An 18,384-nucleotide genomic window follows, 5' to 3' on the forward strand; every position below is an offset into this window, starting at 1 on the left:
GACCCGCCGTAAGGGCGGAACCCTAAGCCGCCGTTACCGCAGCAACGGATATGTACTCAATCTCCCTAACCCCTCACAGTCCTAAAGCGACACAAAGAGTCGCGTAGATACCTATACCGCGATGAGGCCATCAAGGCTTGAGTGCTTTCTTAGGATAGATGTCATACCGGCTCGATTTACCATCCAGCGCATGGCTCGGCTTCGGCCCTTCAATGCACGGCGCTTTGCGCGGACGCTTGACCACCACGCGGTGGCTGGCCAACGCCAAGGCGGCGGCCAGCAAGGCGGGTGCGTCCGGGTCATCGCCTACCAGTGGCCGGAACAGGCGCATTTCCTTCTTCACCAGGGCGGTTTTCTCACGATGAGGGAACATCGGGTCCAGGTAGATCACCTGCGGCGGTTCGCCTTCCCAATTGAGCATCACATCGATGGAATTGCCCTTGAGCAGCTTCATGCGCGCCACAATGGGCGCCACTTCAAAATCACCCGCGCCGCGTGCCAGACCGTCTTCGAGCAAAGCGCCAATCAGTGGCTGACGCTCGATCAGGCTCATCTCGCAGCCCAGGCTGGCCAGCACGAACGCGTCCTTGCCTAAACCTGCCGTGGCATCCAGCACGCGCGGGCGCACACCCTGAGCAACGCCGACCGCCTTGGCGATCATCTGCCCGCTGCCACCGCCGTATAAACGCCGGTGAGCTGCGCCGCCTTCGACAAAGTCCACGCGCACCGGCCCCGGTGCGTCAGGCCCAAGCTGTTGGAGCTGCAGGCCATGCTCCCCCACTTGCAGGGAAAAGTCCGCCTCATCAAGGTGCAACGGCAGGCCCAGCAGCGAAGCCCACTGCTCGGCACGCGCCGTAAAACCTTCGGCCAAGGCCTCGACCCGAATGCGGCTGGCCGCTGGTTGTTCGTTCATCAATCGCTACGCTCAAAAATATTAAGGATCGGCAAATAGCGGCCGATAAAAACAACAGTCAGGTATTTTGCCAGAGCTGAGCGTCGACCGAGAAAAATGTCAGACATTCTTCCCCCAACTATCGGTGTATTGCCGACCCACAACCACTACGGCCTGCGTAATACTCAAGCGCTGGCCGGCGTGAGTCATGTGTGGCAGGACTTCTTCGCCCGTGCGTTGGCCGAACAGCTCGGCGATACGCCGGACGCACTCGCCGCCAAGGCACCGGCACCGAGAGACCCGGCGGTAGAACCCAGCGAAGGCGCCGACCTGTTGTCGCAGATCCTCACCCAGCGTGAGTGCGATGTGAAGGACACCGAGATCGCCCCGCCGGAGCCGCTGTTCCTGCCCATCGCCGAATTTGAAACCGAGTTGCTGCCACCGCCCCCCGCGCCGTTCCCGGCAGAAGAAATCGTCGCCCTACAGCGCCAGCAGAATTTTGAAAGCGGCTGGGTACGCCCGATTGTTCTGAACGCTGGTCAACCAAAGCCTGCGCCAAGCCCGGCACCGGAACCACAGCCCTTGCACCTGCCGATTGCCGAGTTCGAACTGGACTTGCTGCCACCACCCGCCACGCCGTACCCGACCGAAGCACTGGAAGCGCAACAGAAAGCGCTGGACTTCGATTACAACTGGGCGCGCCCACTGATCCTCAACAACCTGCGCCTCGCCGCATAAGCCTCAGCGGCACACCCACCAGGGCCCCATGTCCAGATGGAAGTGGTTGCGATGAGCTGCGTTGTAGTCCGGGCTCAACACCACGTTGAAATCAGCGCAGGCCCCCTCTCGCACCTGCCGCAAAAAACGCGCGCCATCGCCTTCCCCCGGCCAGTCTTTGAGCACACTGATGCTGCGCCCGTCGGCCAGGCGGAAGCCGGCGATATCCAGGGCATTGGCCGAGGCATGTTGACTGAGCCGCCCGTCTGCGCGGTTATACAGGTTGCGACAGGCAAAGCTGCCCAAGTGATCGACCCGCGTCACCGCCTGGCCAAATACCGCCTGGGCCGCCGGTTGCAGGCTATGGCGCTCGAACAAGGCAAACGCCACGGCCAGCGGGCAGCTGGCGAGAAAGCTGCTGCTCAAGGCCACGTCGGCGCCTTGCACGCGCAAGACGTTGCGCAATGGGCACGCGGCGTCAGCGGGGCTGTCTGCCTGACGGATGACGCGCAAACCAGACGTTTTCAACACCTCGTCGCACAGCGCCGGATCATCCTGCAGCCGCCCGAGCTTGAACCGCGTCAACACGTTCGGGCTGGCGCGCACATCCAGCGGCGCCCAGGGGTTCCATTCATTGGGCAACGGCACCCAGCCTCGCCACACACCCAGTGCACACACACCCGCCAGCAACAGCAGCGCACCGACCACTTTAAAAAAGCGCACGGCTTAACCCTTGAAGAATTGGTTGGCCTGGCTGAACGGCATCTTGCGCTCGGTGAAGGTAAAGGTTCCCAACGTGTACACCTCCTGCGCAGCCCGGTAAAACTCGCCATACGCCGCCAACGCCATGGCCGAACCGACACTGATGCGCCTCACGCCCATCTTGCTCAACTGCGCCACGCTGAGGTTCAAGCCGCCGGACATCAACACGTTCACCGGCTTGGGCGCGACGGCCTTGACCACTGCCAGTATTTCCTCGGCGCTGCGTAGCCCTGGGGCATACAGCACGTCGGCACCGGCTTCGGCGTAGGCCTGCAAGCGGCGGATGGTGTCAGGCAAATCCAGGCGGCCATGCAGGAGGTTTTCCGCGCGGGCTGTCAGCGTGAACGGGAATGGCAGACTGCGGGCTGCAGCAACCGCGGCTTCCACGCGCTCGACGGACAGATCAAAGGGATAGATTGGATCGATGGCAATGCCCGTGGCGTCTTCGATGGAGCCACCGACGATCCCGGTGGCGGCTGCGCGCAGGATGGTTTGGGCACACCCTTCGGGCGTATCGCTGAAGCCGTTTTCCAGATCAGCCGCCACCGGCAGCGCGGTCGCCCGGACAATCGCAGAAGCATTACCCAACGTATCCTCCAGCGACAACGCGCCTTCCGCATCCGGCCGCCCCAGGCTGAACGCATAGCCCGCACTGGTGGTGGCCAACGCTTCAAAGCCGAGGCTGGCAAGCATGATGGCGGAGCCGGCATCCCACGGGTTGGGCATCACGAACGCACGATCACGCTCGTGCAAGGCCTTGAAGGTTTCGGCGCGAAGGGTTTGGGCATCCATGACTCACTCCTGGCGTAAAAAGGAGCCCTAGAGTAACCCCAGTTGCTCCGCTTCGGGTTCTCGATGCAAGGTCGCCAGCGGCGGCAGGCCCGGCAAACGGGCCATCAGTTTTTCATGAAACCGCAGCGCCAGTTGCGCAGCCAGCCGGTTATCCGAGGTGTGCAGGAATACGTAGGGCGTGCGCCCCTCTTCGATCCAGCCGGCGATTTTTTCCACCCACGGCAGCAAAAACGGGTCGTTGGCCTCAAGCTCCGGATGGCCGATGAAACGCACCTGGGGAAACTGGGTCAGCGCCGCCGGGCGCGGGGGCACCTTGGGCTTTTTCGATTGGGCGTGCAGCACGGCGGCCGACGTGGACGTGCAACTGAACAAGGCCCTGGGGTCGAGGCAGATCCGCTCGACACCACGGTCACGTAACAAGCGGTTGAGCGTGCGTTCGGCATCGCCCTTGGCGAAGAATTCCGGGTGGCGTACTTCCACCGCCAACGGGCGTTCCAGGCCATCAATAAAACCGGCGAGCTCGCCGAGGCGATGCGGCGAAAAGCTCGCCGACAGTTGCAGCCACAATGGCGAAACACGCGCCCCCAATGGGCTCATCAAGCCGACAAAACTTTCCGCCGCCGGCAACTGTTCGCGCAAGTCGCCTCCGTGGCTGATGTCGCCCGGGAATTTGGCAGTGAAGCGAAAATCTTCAGGCATGATTTCAGCCCAGCGCTGCACCGTGGCGGCCGAGGGGCGAGCATAAAAAGTGGTGTTGCCTTCAACAGCATTGAAGACCTGGGAGTACAGCGCGAGGTAATCGCTGGAGCGTGCGTCGGCCGGGTACAGGTACTCGCGCCAGGCGTTTTCACTCCAGGACGGGCAACCAATAAAGTAAGGCTGGCGCATCAGATGTGGATGTCGAGACCCAGCACTTCCATATCCCATTCGACAAAGCCGGCGGTGGTCAGGTAGCTGGCCAGGGCGGTGGCGACGCTTTTGCTCATGGAACGGTGGAACACCATGTCTTGCTGACGGGCGGGAAGACCACTGAGACGCGCGCCGGCAGAACCCTGGGCGCTGGACTGGGCGTCGGACTGGACCTCAATGAAGTCCGGCGAATCCTCGACGGAATCGTCTACCGTCACGTTCGCCTTACGTGGCTTACGCTTGAGGGGGTAGGACTGTGAGGAAAAGCCGTCTATACGCATACATGCAGACTCGGTATCAATGATGGCAATTTAGCGGCACTTTCCGTTGTGCGCAAATGCTCTGGTGATAACTAGAACACATAATTTGTAAAAGGTTTACAAACCCGGTCGAATTCTGACGATTGGCGAAAATCGCCACAAAAATCTCGCTTTTTTGGCGTCAAATAATCCCGCGCTCAGCCTTGGTTTGCGCCACTTTATCGCGCAGATAAACCGGTGCAGCCTGGTCGGCGGGAATCGCTTCGCCACGCTCGAAAGCGAAGCGCGCCAGGGTCAGCAGGTCTTCGGCATGCGGCAACATAGTGGCGTCCTGGCCGACCAGTTGCACATTGATGCGTTCGCCATAACCCCAGCCGGTACCGGCACCGAACCAGTCACCGCTGGCATCCACGGGCAACGCGCTGACTTGCGGCGGCTGCACGGCTTCCACGCCCACCAGGCGCATTTCGCCGGCCGTCTCGCGGTAGCAACCCCAATAGACTTCATCCATCCGTGCATCAATGGCCGCCGCCACTTGCGAGGCGCCGTGCTCACGCAGCGCACGCTGGGCCAGCACCGCGAGGTTGGAGACTGGCAATACCGGGCGCTCCAACGCAAACGCCAGGCCCTGCACCACGCCAATGGCAATGCGCACGCCGGTAAACGCGCCGGGGCCACGGCCAAAGGCAATGGCATCCACCGCAGCAAGGGTGGTGCCGGCGTCTTCCAGCAATTGCTTGATCATCGGCAACAGCTTCTGCGCGTGCAGGCGCGGGATCACCTCGTAGTGGCTCGTTACCTTGCCATCGTGCAGCAAGGCAACAGAGCAAGCTTCAGTCGCGGTGTCCAGGGCCAGCAGGGTGCTCATCGGTGTAGGTGTCCAAATCGGAAAAAAGTGCGCCAGTATAAACAACAACGGCCCGTAAGCGGGCCGTTGTGCATGCAGCTGATCGTTTGATCAGCTCAGCGCTTGCAGCACCTTGGCGGTGATGGCTTCTACCGAACCCACGCCAGGAATGTGGCTGTACTTCGGCTTGCCCTGTGCAGCGGACAGTTTCTGGTAGAAGTCCACCAGTGGCTTGGTCTGGGAGTGGTAGACCGACAGACGATGGCGCACGGTTTCTTCGGTGTCATCCTTACGCTGTACCAGGTCTTCGCCGGTAACATCGTCCTTGCCTTCAACCTTCGGCGGGTTGTAGACGGTGTGGTACACGCGGCCCGAGGCCTCGTGAACACGACGACCGGCGATACGCTGGACGATTTCTTCGTCTTCAACCGCGATTTCAACCACGGCATCCAACTCAACGCCAGCCTTCACCAGGGCTTCAGCCTGGGGAATGGTGCGTGGGAAGCCGTCGAACAGGAAACCGTTCTTGCAGTCGTCCTGGCTGATGCGTTCCTTGACCAGGTTGATGATCAGGTCATCGGAAACCAGGCCGCCGCTGTCCATCACGCTTTTTGCGATCAGGCCCAGCTCGGTGCCGGCCTTGACAGCCGCGCGCAGCATGTCGCCGGTGGAGATTTGTGGAATGCCGAATTTTTCAGTGATGAACTTTGCCTGAGTACCTTTACCGGCCCCGGGAGCTCCCAGCAGAATGACGCGCATCGATGTGCTCCTCAATTTTTTATAGAGATGACGCTCGGATTCGCCGCGTGGGGCCAATCTCGTAAAAATGTGGCTCGTGGAAATATCGGCCCAAGCCGATCAAAACCCCAAAGGCTGATCAAGATACACAGCGGGCCCTATCCATACAAGCCGCCGAAAGTCGGAGTAACCCGCGCAGCGCATGCGTCATAGCCAAGGTGTGCCTGAGTGCAACCCTGCCCCATAAACGCCAACCGCCCCTTTCAGGGCGGCCGTCATTGTTTATCCGCAAGTCGTTGAGAACACGCAAGAAACCTTAACCGGTGTTGCGCAATCCGGCGGCAATACCCGCCACGGACACCAGCAGCGCCTGTTCCAGAGGGCTATCCTGCGCCGCCTCCTGCTGACGCGAGCGCGCCAGCAACTCGGCCTGCAACAGGTGCAGCGGGTCGAGGTAGGTGTTACGCAAACGGATAAACTCCAGGGTGTCCGGACTGTGGGCCAGCAGTTGCGACTGGCCAGTCAGGCCAAGGACCACACTGCACGCCTGCGACAATAGGTCGCGTAAGTGCGCGCCCAATGGCAGAAGGTCAGGCTGCACCAGACGCTCGTCATATAAACGCACTATGTCGGCATCGGCCTTGGCCAGCACCATTTCCAGCATATCGATGCGGGTGCGAAAGAACGGCCATTGCTCGCGCATCTGCCCCAGCAACTCGCCCTCGCCGCGCTCCAGCGCCTTGCTTAATGCAGCTTCCCAGCCAAGCCAGGCGGGTAGCATCAGGCGGGTTTGGGTCCAACCGAAAATCCACGGAATCGCCCGCAGGCTTTCGATACCGCCCGCACGCCGCTTGGCCGGGCGACTGCCCAACGGCAAACGGCCCAACTCCTGCTCCGGCGTGGACTGGCGGAAGTACTCGACGAACTGGGGATTTTCGCGCACGACGGCGCGGTAAGCGCTGACACCGTCTGCCGCCAATTCGTCCATCAAATGGCGCCAGGCCGGCTCGGGCGGCGGCGGTGGCAACAGCGTGGCTTCCAGCACCGCGGCCAGGTACAGATTGAGGTTCTGCTCGGCGATGTCCGGCAGGCCGAACTTGAAGCGGATCATTTCGCCTTGTTCGGTGGTGCGAAAACGCCCCGCTACCGAGCCCGGCGGTTGCGACAGGATCGCCGCGTGAGCTGGCCCACCACCCCGGCCAACAGTGCCGCCACGACCGTGGAACAACAGTAATTCCACCTGCTGCTCACGGCAGATATCCACCAAACGTTCCTGCGCCCGGTACTGCGCCCAGGCCGCAGCCGTGGTGCCGGCGTCCTTGGCTGAGTCCGAGTAGCCGATCATCACTTCCTGCGGGCCCTGCAAGCGCGCGCGATAGCCCGGCAATTGCAGCAGACACTCCATCACCGGCCCGGCGTTATCCAGGTCGGCCAGGGTTTCGAACAGCGGGACCACGCGCATCGGTCGTTGTACGCCCGACTCTTTAAGCAGCAGTTGCACCGCCAGCACGTCCGAGGCGGCGCCCGCCATCGAGATCACATACGAGCCGAGAGACGCGGCCGGTGCGGCGGCGATTTCCTTGCAGGTATTCAACACTTCGGCGGTGTCCGCCGACGGTTTGAAATAGCCCGGCAGCAGCGGTCGACGATTGCTCAGCTCCTTGGTCAGGAAGCTGATACGCGCCTCTTCATCCCAGTCTTCATAGCGACCGAGGCCCAGGTAATCGGTGATTTCGGTCATGGCCGCCGAGTGGCGACTGGAATCCTGGCGCACATCCAGCCGCACCAGGAACAAGCCGAAGGTCACGGCGCGGCGCAGGCAATCGAGCAGCGGGCCATCAGCGATTACACCCATGCCGCACTCGTGAAGCGACTGGTAGCACAGCTCCAGCGGGTCGAGCAGGTCGCGGTTGTTCTGCAGCACCTCGGCGGGTGCCGGGGTGTTGGCGGTCAATGCGGTGTGCGCCCATTGCCGCGTGGCACGCAGGCGTTCACGCAATTGCTTGAGCAAGGCGCGATACGGCTCGACGCTGTCGCCGACCTTGGCTTGCAACGCCGGGCTGGCCTGTTGCATCGACAGCTCGGACGCCAGGTGATCGATATCACGCAAATACAAATCCGCCGCCATCCAGCGCGCCAGCAACAGCACTTCGCGGGTGACCGGCGCGGTGACATTCGGGTTGCCATCACGGTCCCCGCCCATCCACGAGGCAAACCGAATCGGCGCGGCCTCCAGTGGCAAGTGCAGGCCGGTGGCCGCGTGCAAGGCGTGGTCAGCCTTGCGCAAATAATTCGGGATGGCCTGCCACAACGAATGCTCAATCACCGCAAAGCCCCACTTGGCTTCATCCACCGGGGTGGGCCGCACGCGGCGGATTTCTTCGGTGTGCCAGGCTTCGGCGATCAACCGCTGCAACCGTTCGCGGATCTGCTCGCGCTCGGCCGTGGTGAGGTCGCGGTGATCCTGCAGCGCCAGTTGCGCGGCGATCGCATCGTATTTCTGGATCAGGGTGCGGCGCGCCACTTCAGTCGGGTGGGCGGTAAGGACCAATTCAATCTCCAACCGCGCCAACTGGCGGGCCAGGGATTCGTTGCTGTGACCTTCGCTTTGCAGTCGGGCCAGCAGCTCCGGCAATACACGGGACTCGAACGGTGCCGGTTGCGACTCATCGCGCCGGTGGATCAACTGGTACTGCTCGGCGATGTTGGCCAGGTTGAGGAACTGGTTAAAGGCTCGCGCCACGGGCAACAGTTCGCTTTCCTGCAGTTGGTTCAAGCTGGCGCTGAGTTCCTCGCCGGCGGTTTGCTCGGATACGCTGCCACGGCGGTCGGCCTTGGCGCCTTTGCGGATCTGCTCGATCTTGTCGAGGAAATCATCGCCGTATTGCTCTCGAATGGTGTTGCCCAACAGTTCACCCAGCAGGTGAACATCCTCACGCAAGCGTGCATCGATATCACTCATCAGCCAATCTCCAGCCAGAAATCCGGGACGCGCAGGCCTTCCAGAGTGCCGCTCGCATCGGTTTCTGACAAGACACTTTAAACCTTGCCGGTTACAGCTAGTCTCAACAGTGAGTCGTCGCGTTTATCCACGCAGGCGGCTGGACACTCATCACCGCCTGCCATCGCGGGCTTATTGAGGTTGCCATGAAAATTCGAGAACTGGCCCAGCATTGGGAAGAGACCGCCAAGGGTCGCCTGACCAAAACCGAGTACGCGATCCATCTGGACATGGAGTCCGCCGCCCGGCTGGCCGCCATTGCCGAGATGTACCCCAAGCGCCACCCCGAAGAACTGCTCGGTGAGCTGATCGGCGCCGCCCTTGAAGAGCTGGAAGCCAGCTTTCCCTACATCAAGGGCCAGCACGTGGTCGCCACCGATGAAGAGGGGGACCCGCTGTACGAAGATGTAGGCCCTACTCCACGCTTTCTCACGCTGTCGCGGCGCTATCTGCATGATTTATCAGCCAGCGCGGACGAACAGAAGCACTGATAAACATCCGTTAAACCGCATCCAACCCCAGGTATTCCGGGCCTCACAGAGGCTCGGCGTACCTTCGCGCGCAGCAAAAGTTCAAACTTTTAAACGCTGACCAAACAGTCAGATATTTTTTTAGGCAAATCGCCATCTTCTCTGAACTTTTGAAAAAAGCATCAGGTCACAGCCAGTAAGCCATCACTTGGAACGGCCGTTTGAAAAGGCACTACGAGCTTTACCGCCGGGGCCTCGACCGCTGACCAACGAAGTGGATTTTGATGTTTTTGAGGAGTTATCCAATGGAGTTGAAGACGATGAAGACCAGCACTGCCAAATCCTCGTTTAACCACCTGCGCGGGCTTAAATTGGCCGCGCTGGCAATCGGCACCAGCTTCGTACTGGCGGGCTGCGCCGGTAACCCACCGACCGAGCAATACGCCGTGACCCAATCTGCGGTGAACAGCGCCGTCAGCGCCGGTGGCACCGAGTACGCCGCCGTAGAAATGAAGTCGGCTCAGGACAAGCTCAAAGAAGCTGAAATCGCCATGCACGACAAAAACTACGACAAGGCTCGTCAACTGGCCGAGCAAGCCGAGTGGGACGCCCGCGTCGCTGAGCGTAAAGCCCAGGCTGCCAAGGCAGACCAGGCTGTGAAGGACTCCCAGAAGGCTGTTCAGGAGCTGCGTCAGGAAGGCATGCGCCCGGCTGTTATCAAACAGCAATAAGCCGCCGCCACTGATTGCATTGCACCCGATATCGAATTGAAAGGACGACACGACTATGCGTAAACAACTGATGATCCCTGCCCTGCTGGCGATGAGCGTTGCTCTGGCGGCCTGCTCCACCCCGCCAAACGCGAACCTGGAAAACGCACGGACCAACTTCTCGGCCCTGCAAGCCAACCCGAATGCCACCAAGGTAGCGGCGCTGGAAACCAAGGACGCTCAGGATTGGCTGGACAAGGCTGACAAGGCCTACCGCGACAAGGAAGACCAGAAGAAAGTCGACCAACTGGCCTACCTGACCAACCAGCGCGTTGAAGTGGCGAAAGACACCATCGCACTGCGCCAATCCGAAGCCCAGCTGAAAAACGCCGGTGACGAACGTGCCCGCGCCCTGCTGCAAGCCCGTGACGCGCAGATCAAGCAACTGCAAGACAGCTTGAACGCCAAGCAGACTGATCGCGGCACCCTGGTGACGTTCGGTGACGTGCTGTTCGCCACCAACAAGTCCGACCTGAAATCCAGCGGCCTGGTGAACATCACCAAGCTGGCGCAGTTCCTGCGTGATAACCCGGACCGTAAAGTGATCGTCGAAGGCTACACCGACAGCACCGGCTCCGACTCGTACAACCAGAGCCTGTCCGAGCGTCGTGCGGCCTCTGTACAGCGTGCACTGGCTCAACAGGGCGTGGATATCTCGCGCATCGTGACCCAGGGTTACGGCAAGGAATATCCGGTTGCCGACAACGGCAGCGTTTCGGGCCGTGCCATGAACCGCCGCGTTGAAGTGACCATCTCCAACGACAACCAGCCAGTGAAGCCACGTTCGTCGATGGCGAACTGATTGATTGAAGCTGGATAAAAAAACCCACCTTACGGTGGGTTTTTTTTGGACTATCCGAAGGTGATGGGGCCCTCCGAATCGTCCGCATGCGTTACCTTTTTCGCGTCATAGGTGTTCTCCGACAGCCGCTCCATCAGTTGCCTGAGCGTATGGGCCTGTGCATCTTGTCGCGTCAGCGACTCATGCCCACGGGCCATGTCCAGCATGTTGCGTATTGCACCAATATTTATGACCACCTTGCCCGCCCCGTTTGCGTAAGTTACATCGCCTTCTGTGGCGTGTGACGCAAGACGGTTCCAGATATTTCCGTGATGGGGCTATTCCTGCAGTTGCGGAGTTTCCTGCCCCATGCAACGCACCGCTTGCTTCTTGTTGTTGACCAGCACGCCACTCAAGCCTTTCTGCTCGGTATCGAACATCACCAGCACGCCATCAATGCACTGCGCCACTTGTGCGGCCGGGGTCAGGGAAATTTTATAGTCCACGCCCGGTACGGTCTTGAGCAGGGTGAAGTCGCTGAGCAGCAATGCATCTTCCGGCTTGGCGAAGTGCAGGTAGCCGTAGAACCACAGGCAACCGACGGTACCGATGATGGTGCCGATACCGGTGAGGATCAGCGGGATCATATTGCGTTCTTCGCTCATTGCGGGCTCTCTGATGAGTCAACTTTAGGAACAGGATAATTCGGAATTTCACCCAGGCGGCGCAGGCCGTTGAAGTGCTGCGGGTCGTCCAGATAACGCAGCATCACGGTTTGCCAGGTCTTGTCGGCAAAGGTCTGCACATGGCCACCACGGGTCAACTGCAACACCCTGGGCGGCGGCGCGGCCTGATACAGGCGGATGCCGTTGGCCACCGGCACAATCGGATCATCCAGGCTATGGAACAGCAGTTTCGGTACGCCGGTCAGTTGGGGCATGGTGTTGATCGCACTGTCGGCGTCCGGCACCAGCCAGGACAGAGGCACCTGAAACGGCCATGTTAACCAGGACGTGCTGAGGGCGAATTGTCCTACGTCACGATAACTGGCAGGCACGCCGTCCAGCACCAGCGCCTTGAGTTTGGGCTGACGCTCCGGGTGCGCCGCCAGGTAATGCACCGCCAGCGCGCCTCCCAGGCTTTGGCCTAACACAATCAGCGGTTGGCCCTGGGTTTCGGGGGCCTTGTCGAGCCACTTAAACGCTGCATCGATGTCTTGATAGATCGCCGGCAACGACGGCTTGCCTTGCGACAGCCCATAACCGCGATAGTCCAGCAGCAGCACTTGATAGCCCTGCTCCGGCAACCACCAACTGCCGCCCAGGTGCCAGGCGAGGTTGCCGCCGTTGCCGTGCAAGTGCAGCACCGTGCCTTTGACGGGCACCCCGGGTTTGGCCGGCAGCCACCAGGCATGAAGCTTTACGCCATCGGAGGTGGTCAGGGTGACATCGCGGTATTGCAGGTGGGCTTTTTCCGGCGTGAACGGCAGCCCGGGCTCAGGGTAGAACAGCAGCGAGCTGCAGCCGTTCAATGTGAATAGCAGGCAAAGAATGCCGAGGATTCTCATCCGTTGAAGCCTCGCGATTTGGCCGCGATCTGCAGCCTTGTGGAGATCCAAATTTTTTAATCGGTTTCGTCAGTTAAATTGCCTAAAGGATATTCGAGTAATCCGCTTCGATCCGATCCAGGCTCAAGTGGTTGAGGAAGTTGGAGAAACACATCCACGCCGCCAGTGCGTTCATGTCGCGAAACTGCTCGGGCAGGTACTTGGGCGGCACCACCAGGCCTTCATCGACCAGTTGGCGCAAGGTACGCATGTCTTCCAGCGTGGTCTTGCCGCAGAACAACAGCGGCACTTGTTCCAGCTTGCCTTTGCGCACGGCCAGCTGAATGTAGTTATAGACCATGATAAAGCCCTTGAGATAGGACAAATCCTTGGTAAACGGCAGGCCGGTCGGCGTCGAGCCACGGAACACCCGGCTGGCGTTGCCGTAGCTTTCGGCCATTTCAAAACCTTGCTCGCGGAAGAATTCGAACACCTGCAGGAAGTCAGCGCCCTCCTCCACCATATGGATGGCGCGGGTGCGGTTGGTCAGTTTGCGCAGGCGGCTGGGGTAGGACGCGAAGGTGATGATTTCCATCAGAATCGCCAGGCCTTCCTGGGTTACGGTGGAAGACGGCGGCCCCTTGGACAGGAACGTGCAGATCGGCTGATTTTGGCCATTGAGCGTGGTGCCGACGTGCACCAGGCCTTCATGCACTTCCAGCGCGCGCACATCACGTTCGTTGAACATCGCGTCGGCGCGGATCTTGATGTAGTCGGCGCCTGCCGCCGCGTCGGCGACGATCCCGTCGGACTCGAACACGCGAATGGTTTCTTCCGCCTCGCCAAATACCTTGTTCAGGCGGGTTTGCAACATCGCCACGGCATCTTTGGCGGTGAGAGTCTTGGCCTCGTCCTTGAGGTCGCCACGGCCGTCGATGTTATTGAGGTAGTCGGAGAGCATCAGGCCCAGGTCAGCCAGGGTCGGGTCGCCGGCGTGGAAGGCATCGGAAGCGGCGCCGTAGAGTTCCTGGGAGATCAGGCCGAAGTCCTCGGTGCCGCGCGCTTCGAGCATGCGCACCACCATGCGGTACTCCTTGCACATCCGCCGCATGATCTGCCCGACCGGGTTGAATTGGCCAAGCTGGCGGGTGATGTCGCGCTCGATGTTCTGGAACTCCAGCTTGACCGCGCTGGAGTCGAACGATAGCGGCCGGTTCAGGTAATAATCGCGGTCCACGGCGGGCAAAGCCTTGCCCTTGGCCTTGAGGAATCCCTGGCGAATGTTCTCGTCCCACTTCACGGCGTCGAGCACGCGAATCGGTGTTTGCGCCAGCACTATGCGATCGGACAAGGTGCGTATCGTCTGCTGGTAATCGTCCACCCGGTGCTTCCTCTTTAAACGTTATTTGCCCGCACGCTGGTAGCGCACGGCTTCAACGAACACATCGGCATTGGCCGGGTTATCCAGGTAGGCAAACACCTGGTCCATCGGGCTGTCCACCAACACGCCGGCGCCTTCGACGGTGTCCACAGTGCTGCCGTGTAAAGCCTGCTGGCCTATGGCTTGATGGATCTGCTCGAGGTCGAGGTTGTAGACCACCAATTCAGGCTTTTCGTCGCTTTCGCCTTCAAAATCGAAGCCAGCCAAAATGAAGTGCCCGCCGAGTTTGTCCGGCAACGGCGCCGACAAATACCAACGGTTGCCATGGCGCGAAACCGTAAACAGATACTCATCGCGCTGGCCCGGCTTGGCTTTAGGGTAGCTCACCGCTTTGTAACGATGCTTACCGACGCGGGTAATCTGCAGGTTGAGCGGCTCGCCCCAGGCATTTTTGCTCGACCAGTGGCCGAGCAAGGCATCCGGTGCTGCTTCTTTGGCTGGCAGCGGGTCCTTGAACGTCACCAGGCAACCGCTGAGCAACAGGAACGACAAGGCGATTAGCGCGACACGCCAGGCTTTCATCAAATACCCCACTGAATGGTTTGCATGGCACCTACCGATGTGGGAGTTGGCTTGCCTGCGATACAGGCAACACGGTCATTCAAGCACACACCGCGGTGATGCTATCGCAGGCAAGCCAGCTCCCACATAAAGCAGATCCCACATTTAGCTAGACCGAGGCCAACACCAAATGCATGTAACGCTTGAGAATCTCAAGCATCTCTTCACCGGTCAGAGGCTCTGGGCCGCCAAGCAGGCCCTGATATTCCATCCGACCGATTATCGCCGTCAACACTTTGGCATCCTGTTGCGGCTCGCGGGAACCCAATACCTGGAAAAACTGCCCGGTGCCCTGCAACAGAATCTGCTGATGAGAACGCACCAGTTCCGCCAGACGCGGGTTAAGCAAGGCTTCCTGGCGAAAGGCCTGTTCGGCCATCAGGTGTTCACGGCGGTTGGTCAGTTGGCGCATGACGTAATCGGCGGTCAGCTTTGCAATGTCATCGGCCAGTTGCGAGCGTGACGCCTGGCTGCCATCGCCATAGGCGACCATCTCGCGCAGCAGGCCTTCGTTGCGCACCCACAGTTTGCCCATGAAGGCCGCGCTGCGCTCGACGTACTGGGCGAAGGTATCGGTGAGCAAGTCATCGATGTCCTTGAAGTAGTAGGTGGTGGCCGACAATGGCACGCCGGCTTCCGCCGCCACCGCGCGATGGCGCACGGCCCGTACGCCGTCACGCACGACGATGCGCATGGCCGCATCGAGAATGTCTTGCCTGCGTTGCTCGCTGCCCCGGCGACTGGCCTTGCGGCCTTGATACTGGACGCTTTCAGCCACGGCAGCAGCAATGCCGGCGGCACCTTCTTGAGCCATTACGCGGTTCACGGCAGATCTTCCTTTAAAAGGTGACGCGGAGCGTCACGGGCTGCATTCCCACGCAGACGGGTCGTCGTGGGAACGAACACCTGGCGCCGTTCTATTGACGGCTAAATACACCCCATAAAAAAGCCGCCTTATAAAAGGCGGCTTCGGATTTCGCTAGGGTTACGCTTGTGGCCGCATGTGCGGGAACAAGATCACGTCGCGGATCGACGGCGAGTTGGTCAACAACATCACCAACCGGTCGATACCGATACCTTCACCGGCAGTCGGTGGCATGCCGTACTCCAGCGCGCGGACGAAGTCGGCGTCGTAGTGCATGGCTTCGTCGTCGCCGGCGTCCTTGTCGGCCACCTGCGCCATGAAGCGCTCGGCCTGGTCTTCCGCGTCGTTAAGCTCGGAGTAGGCGTTGGCGATTTCGCGGCCGCCGATGAACAGCTCGAAACGGTCGGTAACGTTCGGGTTGTCGTCGTTGCGACGGGCCAGCGGCGACACTTCGAACGGGTACTGGGTAATGAAGTGCGGCTGCTCCAGCTTGTGCTCCACCAGTTCTTCGAAAATCATCACCTGCAGTTTGCCCAGGCCTTCAAAGCCCAGCACCTTGGCGCCGGCTTTCTTGGCGATGGCGCGGGCCTTGTCGATGTCGGTCAGATCGTCAGCGGTCAACTCTGGGTTGTAGTTGAGGATCGAGTCGAACACCGAGAGGCGTACAAACGGCTCGCCGAAGTGGAACACCTTGTCGCCGTAAGGCACGTCGGTGCTGCCCAGCACCAGCTGTGCCAGTTCGCGGAACAGTTCTTCGGTCAGGTCCATGTTGTCTTCGTAGTCGGCGTACGCCTGGTAGAACTCCAACATGGTGAATTCAGGGTTGTGGCGCGTCGAAACGCCTTCGTTACGGAAGTTGCGGTTGATCTCGAAGACTTTTTCGAAGCCGCCAACCACAAGGCGCTTGAGGTACAACTCAGGCGCGATACGCAGGAACATTTCCAGGTCCAGCGCGTTGTGGTGGGTTTCGAACGGTTTGGCTGCGGCACCACCCGGGATGGTTTGCAGCATCGGGGTTTCCACTTCCAGGAAGTCACGTTGCATCAGGAAGCTGCGGATGTGGGCGATGACCTGCGAACGCACGCGGAAGGTCTGGCGCACGTCTTCGTTGACGATCAGGTCAACGTAGCGCTGGCGATAGCGCTGCTCGGTGTCGGTCAGGCCGTGGTGCTTGTCCGGCAGAGGGCGCAGCGACTTGGTCAACAGGCGCACACTGGTCATCTCAACGTACAGGTCGCCCTTGCCGGAACGGGCCAGGGTGCCTTCGGCCGCGATGATGTCGCCCATGTCCCAGGTTTTCACCGAGGCCAGGGTTTCTTCCGAAAGAGTCTTGCGGTTGACGTAGACCTGAATGCGCCCGGTCATGTCCTGGATCACCATGAACGAGCCACGGTTGAGCATGATGCGACCTGCCACCTTGACCGGGATCGCCGCTTCCGCCAGCTCTTCCTTGGTCTTGTCCGCGTATTGCTTCTGCAAGGCATCGCAGTAGTTGTCGCGGCGGAAGTCGTTGGGGAAGGCGTTACCCTTGGCGCGCTCGGCAGCAAGCTTTTCCTTGCGCAGGGCGATCAGGGAGTTTTCTTCCTGTTGCAGGGCTTGCGGGTCGAGTTGTTGGTCGCTCATGTCTTTTGAAATTCCATCACAGGTACGTTTTCCCCAGCCTTCGGCAGGGGATCGCCGGGCAAGGACTAAGTGTCCCCCCGGCTCCTACAGTCTTGTTACAGGCCTGATTTCAGGCTGGCTTCCAGGTATTCGTCGATATCGCCGTCGAGCACCTTGTCGCAGTCGCTGCGTTCGATGTTAGTGCGCAGATCCTTGATCCGCGACGCATCGAGCACATAAGAACGGATCTGGTGACCCCAGCCGATATCCGACTTGGTGTCTTCCAGCGCCTGCGAAGCCGCGTTGCGCTTCTGCATTTCCTGCTCGTACAACTTGGCCCGCAGCATTTTCATGGCGGTGTCCTTGTTCGCGTGCTGGGAACGTTCGTTCTGGCAGCTGACCACGGTGTTGGTCGGTACGTGGGTAATACGTACGGCCGAGTCGGTGGTGTTTACGTGCTGACCACCGGCGCCGGAGGAGCGGTAGGTGTCGATTCGCAGGTCGGCCGGGTTGATCTCGATTTCCACTTTGTCGTCGATCTCTGGGGAGACGAACACCGCGGAGAACGAAGTGTGGCGACGGTTGCCGGAGTCGAACGGGCTCTTGCGCACCAGGCGATGCACGCCAATCTCGGTACGCAGCCAGCCAAAGGCGTATTCACCCTTGATGTGCACGGTCGCGCCTTTGATACCGGCGACTTCACCGGCTGACAGCTCCATGATGGTTGCGTCGAAACCGCGCTTGTCAGCCCAGCGCAGGTACATGCGCAGCAGGATGTTGGCCCAGTCCTGGGCCTCGGTGCCGCCGGAACCGGCCTGGATATCCAGGTAGGCGTTGTTCGGGTCCATTTCGTGGCTGAACATGCGGCGGAATTCAAGCTTGGCGAGGTTTTCCTCGAGACGGGCCAGCTCGGCGACGACATCGCCCACTGCGCCTTCGTCGTTTTCTTCGACGGCCATGTCCAGCAGGTCACGGCAATCGCCCAGACCGGTGTTCAATTCGTCGAGGGTGTCGACGATCTGCGCCAGCGCAGCGCGCTCGCGGCCCAGTTCCTGGGCGTATTCAGGTTTGTTCCAGACAGCCGGATCTTCAAGCTCGCGATTGACTTCGGTCAGACGCTCATGCTTTTGATCGTAGTCAAAGATACCCCCGAATAGTTTCGGAGCGCTCGGACAGGTCCTTGATGGTGTTAAGGATCGGGTTGATTTCCATGGCGGGCAGCACTCGTTGGCGAACTTTTGAAAGCCGACGAGTATAACGACAAAGAGACGCGAACGGCAGCCCGCTTGGCGAAAAGGCGGGTCTGCATCCGATCTCAAGAACAATGAAGATCCAAATGTGGGAGCGGGCTTGCTCGCGAATGCGGTGGGTCAGTCACTGATTCATTACCTGACATACCGCATTCGCGAGCAAGCCCGCTCCCACAAGGG

At 60.3% G+C, this 18,384-nt stretch carries 19 protein-coding genes; 4 read left to right on the forward strand and 15 right to left on the reverse strand.

Annotation, left to right across the window (positions count from 1 at the left end; translation table 11 throughout):
- Nucleotides 1–130 precede the first annotated feature (130 nt).
- Nucleotides 131–913 carry a class I SAM-dependent methyltransferase gene (locus ACDZ94_RS18370; protein WP_064451048.1) on the reverse strand — a complete coding sequence of 261 codons (783 nt, stop codon included), beginning with the start codon at nucleotides 911–913 and terminating at the stop codon, nucleotides 131–133.
- A gap of 96 nt (nucleotides 914–1,009) precedes the next feature.
- Between ACDZ94_RS18370 and ACDZ94_RS18375 the strand changes: the two genes are divergently transcribed.
- On the forward strand, nucleotides 1,010–1,630 hold the full coding sequence (locus ACDZ94_RS18375) for an energy transducer TonB (RefSeq protein ID WP_432750562.1): 621 nt from the start codon (nucleotides 1,010–1,012) through the stop codon (nucleotides 1,628–1,630).
- Between the two features lie 3 nt (nucleotides 1,631–1,633).
- Here the strand turns inward: ACDZ94_RS18375 and ACDZ94_RS18380 are convergent, their stop codons facing one another.
- The 7 genes from ACDZ94_RS18380 to ppc all read right to left on the reverse strand — a co-directional run bounded on the left by ACDZ94_RS18380 (nucleotide 1,634) and on the right by ppc (nucleotide 8,879).
- The gene (locus tag ACDZ94_RS18380; RefSeq protein ID WP_064451046.1) at nucleotides 1,634–2,332 is read right to left on the reverse strand and encodes an extensin-like domain-containing protein; all 699 of its coding nucleotides are present in this window, start codon (nucleotides 2,330–2,332) and stop codon (nucleotides 1,634–1,636) included.
- Nucleotides 2,333–2,335: 3 nt separating this feature from the next.
- Complete coding sequence (locus ACDZ94_RS18385; RefSeq protein ID WP_432750563.1) at nucleotides 2,336–3,163, reverse strand: isocitrate lyase/PEP mutase family protein; 828 nt, start codon at nucleotides 3,161–3,163, stop codon at nucleotides 2,336–2,338.
- Nucleotides 3,164–3,190: 27 nt separating this feature from the next.
- Nucleotides 3,191–4,051, reverse strand: a complete 861-nt coding sequence (locus ACDZ94_RS18390) for a DUF72 domain-containing protein (protein WP_432750564.1) — start codon at nucleotides 4,049–4,051, stop codon at nucleotides 3,191–3,193.
- Nucleotides 4,051–4,353, reverse strand: a complete 303-nt coding sequence (locus ACDZ94_RS18395; protein WP_064451043.1) for a hypothetical protein — start codon at nucleotides 4,351–4,353, stop codon at nucleotides 4,051–4,053. Before ACDZ94_RS18395 ends, ACDZ94_RS18390 begins: the two co-directional genes overlap by 1 nt.
- Before the next feature lie 160 nt (nucleotides 4,354–4,513).
- On the reverse strand, nucleotides 4,514–5,200 hold the full coding sequence (gene tsaB, locus ACDZ94_RS18400) for a tRNA (adenosine(37)-N6)-threonylcarbamoyltransferase complex dimerization subunit type 1 TsaB (protein ID WP_064451042.1): 687 nt from the start codon (nucleotides 5,198–5,200) through the stop codon (nucleotides 4,514–4,516).
- Between the two features lie 90 nt (nucleotides 5,201–5,290).
- Nucleotides 5,291–5,938 (reverse strand): adenylate kinase, encoded by a 648-nt coding sequence (adk, locus tag ACDZ94_RS18405; protein ID WP_034118422.1) that lies wholly within the window; start codon nucleotides 5,936–5,938, stop codon nucleotides 5,291–5,293.
- Nucleotides 5,939–6,233: 295 nt separating this feature from the next.
- The gene (ppc, locus tag ACDZ94_RS18410) at nucleotides 6,234–8,879 is read right to left on the reverse strand and encodes a phosphoenolpyruvate carboxylase (RefSeq protein ID WP_432750565.1); all 2,646 of its coding nucleotides are present in this window, start codon (nucleotides 8,877–8,879) and stop codon (nucleotides 6,234–6,236) included.
- A gap of 185 nt (nucleotides 8,880–9,064) precedes the next feature.
- Between ppc and ACDZ94_RS18415 the strand changes: the two genes are divergently transcribed.
- The 3 genes from ACDZ94_RS18415 to ACDZ94_RS18425 all read left to right on the forward strand — a co-directional run bounded on the left by ACDZ94_RS18415 (nucleotide 9,065) and on the right by ACDZ94_RS18425 (nucleotide 10,960).
- Entirely contained in the window at nucleotides 9,065–9,409 is a 345-nt protein-coding gene (locus ACDZ94_RS18415) for a pilin assembly protein (protein ID WP_432750566.1), read from the forward strand.
- Nucleotides 9,410–9,693: 284 nt separating this feature from the next.
- Nucleotides 9,694–10,119, forward strand: a complete 426-nt coding sequence (locus ACDZ94_RS18420; RefSeq protein WP_064451039.1) for a DUF4398 domain-containing protein — start codon at nucleotides 9,694–9,696, stop codon at nucleotides 10,117–10,119.
- 55 nt (nucleotides 10,120–10,174) lie between these two features.
- Entirely contained in the window at nucleotides 10,175–10,960 is a 786-nt protein-coding gene (locus ACDZ94_RS18425; protein ID WP_053254704.1) for an OmpA family protein, read from the forward strand.
- Between the two features lie 317 nt (nucleotides 10,961–11,277).
- Here ACDZ94_RS18425 and ACDZ94_RS18430 read toward each other — a convergent pair whose 3' ends face one another.
- From ACDZ94_RS18430 to prfB, 7 genes are all read right to left on the reverse strand, one after another.
- A complete protein-coding gene (locus ACDZ94_RS18430) occupies nucleotides 11,278–11,604 on the reverse strand; it encodes a hypothetical protein (RefSeq protein WP_221294075.1) in 327 nt (108 codons plus the stop codon).
- Nucleotides 11,601–12,506, reverse strand: coding sequence for an alpha/beta hydrolase (locus ACDZ94_RS18435; RefSeq protein WP_432750567.1), 906 nt, complete (start codon nucleotides 12,504–12,506; stop codon nucleotides 11,601–11,603). The genes ACDZ94_RS18430 and ACDZ94_RS18435 overlap by 4 nt, the downstream gene beginning before the upstream one ends.
- A gap of 82 nt (nucleotides 12,507–12,588) precedes the next feature.
- On the reverse strand, nucleotides 12,589–13,866 hold the full coding sequence (locus ACDZ94_RS18440) for a flavohemoglobin expression-modulating QEGLA motif protein (RefSeq protein ID WP_064451036.1): 1,278 nt from the start codon (nucleotides 13,864–13,866) through the stop codon (nucleotides 12,589–12,591).
- 21 nt (nucleotides 13,867–13,887) lie between these two features.
- Complete coding sequence (locus ACDZ94_RS18445) at nucleotides 13,888–14,448, reverse strand: hypothetical protein (protein ID WP_262667157.1); 561 nt, start codon at nucleotides 14,446–14,448, stop codon at nucleotides 13,888–13,890.
- 148 nt (nucleotides 14,449–14,596) lie between these two features.
- A complete protein-coding gene (locus ACDZ94_RS18450) occupies nucleotides 14,597–15,313 on the reverse strand; it encodes a TetR/AcrR family transcriptional regulator (RefSeq protein ID WP_169875936.1) in 717 nt (238 codons plus the stop codon).
- 159 nt (nucleotides 15,314–15,472) lie between these two features.
- A complete protein-coding gene (gene lysS / locus ACDZ94_RS18455) occupies nucleotides 15,473–16,975 on the reverse strand; it encodes a lysine--tRNA ligase (protein ID WP_432750568.1) in 1,503 nt (500 codons plus the stop codon).
- Between the two features lie 95 nt (nucleotides 16,976–17,070).
- A protein-coding gene (prfB, locus tag ACDZ94_RS18460) for a peptide chain release factor 2 (RefSeq protein ID WP_096236834.1) occupies nucleotides 17,071–18,166 on the reverse strand; the annotation gives its coding sequence in 2 pieces (ribosomal slippage) (nucleotides 17,071–18,093 and nucleotides 18,095–18,166; 1,095 coding nt in all).
- Between the last annotated feature and the right edge of the window lie 218 nt (nucleotides 18,167–18,384).

This window comes from Pseudomonas sp. UBT (genome assembly GCF_050915955.1).
Classification (GTDB): Bacteria; Pseudomonadota; Gammaproteobacteria; order Pseudomonadales; family Pseudomonadaceae; genus Aquipseudomonas; species Aquipseudomonas antarctica_A.

What these genes read in the sequence shown, in the direction of transcription:
- ACDZ94_RS18370 (WP_064451048.1), bottom strand. Translation starts at nt 913, where the DNA reads ATGAACGAACAACCAGCGGCCAGCCGCATTCGGGTCGAGGCCTTGGCC.
- ACDZ94_RS18375 (WP_432750562.1), top strand. Translation starts at nt 1,010, where the DNA reads ATGTCAGACATTCTTCCCCCAACTATCGGTGTATTGCCGACCCACAAC.
- ACDZ94_RS18385 (WP_432750563.1), bottom strand. Translation starts at nt 3,163, where the DNA reads ATGGATGCCCAAACCCTTCGCGCCGAAACCTTCAAGGCCTTGCACGAG.
- ACDZ94_RS18390 (WP_432750564.1), bottom strand. Translation starts at nt 4,051, where the DNA reads ATGCGCCAGCCTTACTTTATTGGTTGCCCGTCCTGGAGTGAAAACGCC.
- ACDZ94_RS18395 (WP_064451043.1), bottom strand. Translation starts at nt 4,353, where the DNA reads ATGCGTATAGACGGCTTTTCCTCACAGTCCTACCCCCTCAAGCGTAAG.
- tsaB (WP_064451042.1), bottom strand. Translation starts at nt 5,200, where the DNA reads ATGAGCACCCTGCTGGCCCTGGACACCGCGACTGAAGCTTGCTCTGTT.
- adk (WP_034118422.1), bottom strand. Translation starts at nt 5,938, where the DNA reads ATGCGCGTCATTCTGCTGGGAGCTCCCGGGGCCGGTAAAGGTACTCAG.
- ppc (WP_432750565.1), bottom strand. Translation starts at nt 8,879, where the DNA reads ATGAGTGATATCGATGCACGCTTGCGTGAGGATGTTCACCTGCTGGGT.
- ACDZ94_RS18415 (WP_432750566.1), top strand. Translation starts at nt 9,065, where the DNA reads ATGAAAATTCGAGAACTGGCCCAGCATTGGGAAGAGACCGCCAAGGGT.
- ACDZ94_RS18420 (WP_064451039.1), top strand. Translation starts at nt 9,694, where the DNA reads ATGGAGTTGAAGACGATGAAGACCAGCACTGCCAAATCCTCGTTTAAC.
- ACDZ94_RS18425 (WP_053254704.1), top strand. Translation starts at nt 10,175, where the DNA reads ATGCGTAAACAACTGATGATCCCTGCCCTGCTGGCGATGAGCGTTGCT.
- ACDZ94_RS18430 (WP_221294075.1), bottom strand. Translation starts at nt 11,604, where the DNA reads ATGAGCGAAGAACGCAATATGATCCCGCTGATCCTCACCGGTATCGGC.
- ACDZ94_RS18435 (WP_432750567.1), bottom strand. Translation starts at nt 12,506, where the DNA reads ATGAGAATCCTCGGCATTCTTTGCCTGCTATTCACATTGAACGGCTGC.
- ACDZ94_RS18445 (WP_262667157.1), bottom strand. Translation starts at nt 14,448, where the DNA reads ATGAAAGCCTGGCGTGTCGCGCTAATCGCCTTGTCGTTCCTGTTGCTC.
- lysS (WP_432750568.1), bottom strand. Translation starts at nt 16,975, where the DNA reads ATGAGCGACCAACAACTCGACCCGCAAGCCCTGCAACAGGAAGAAAAC.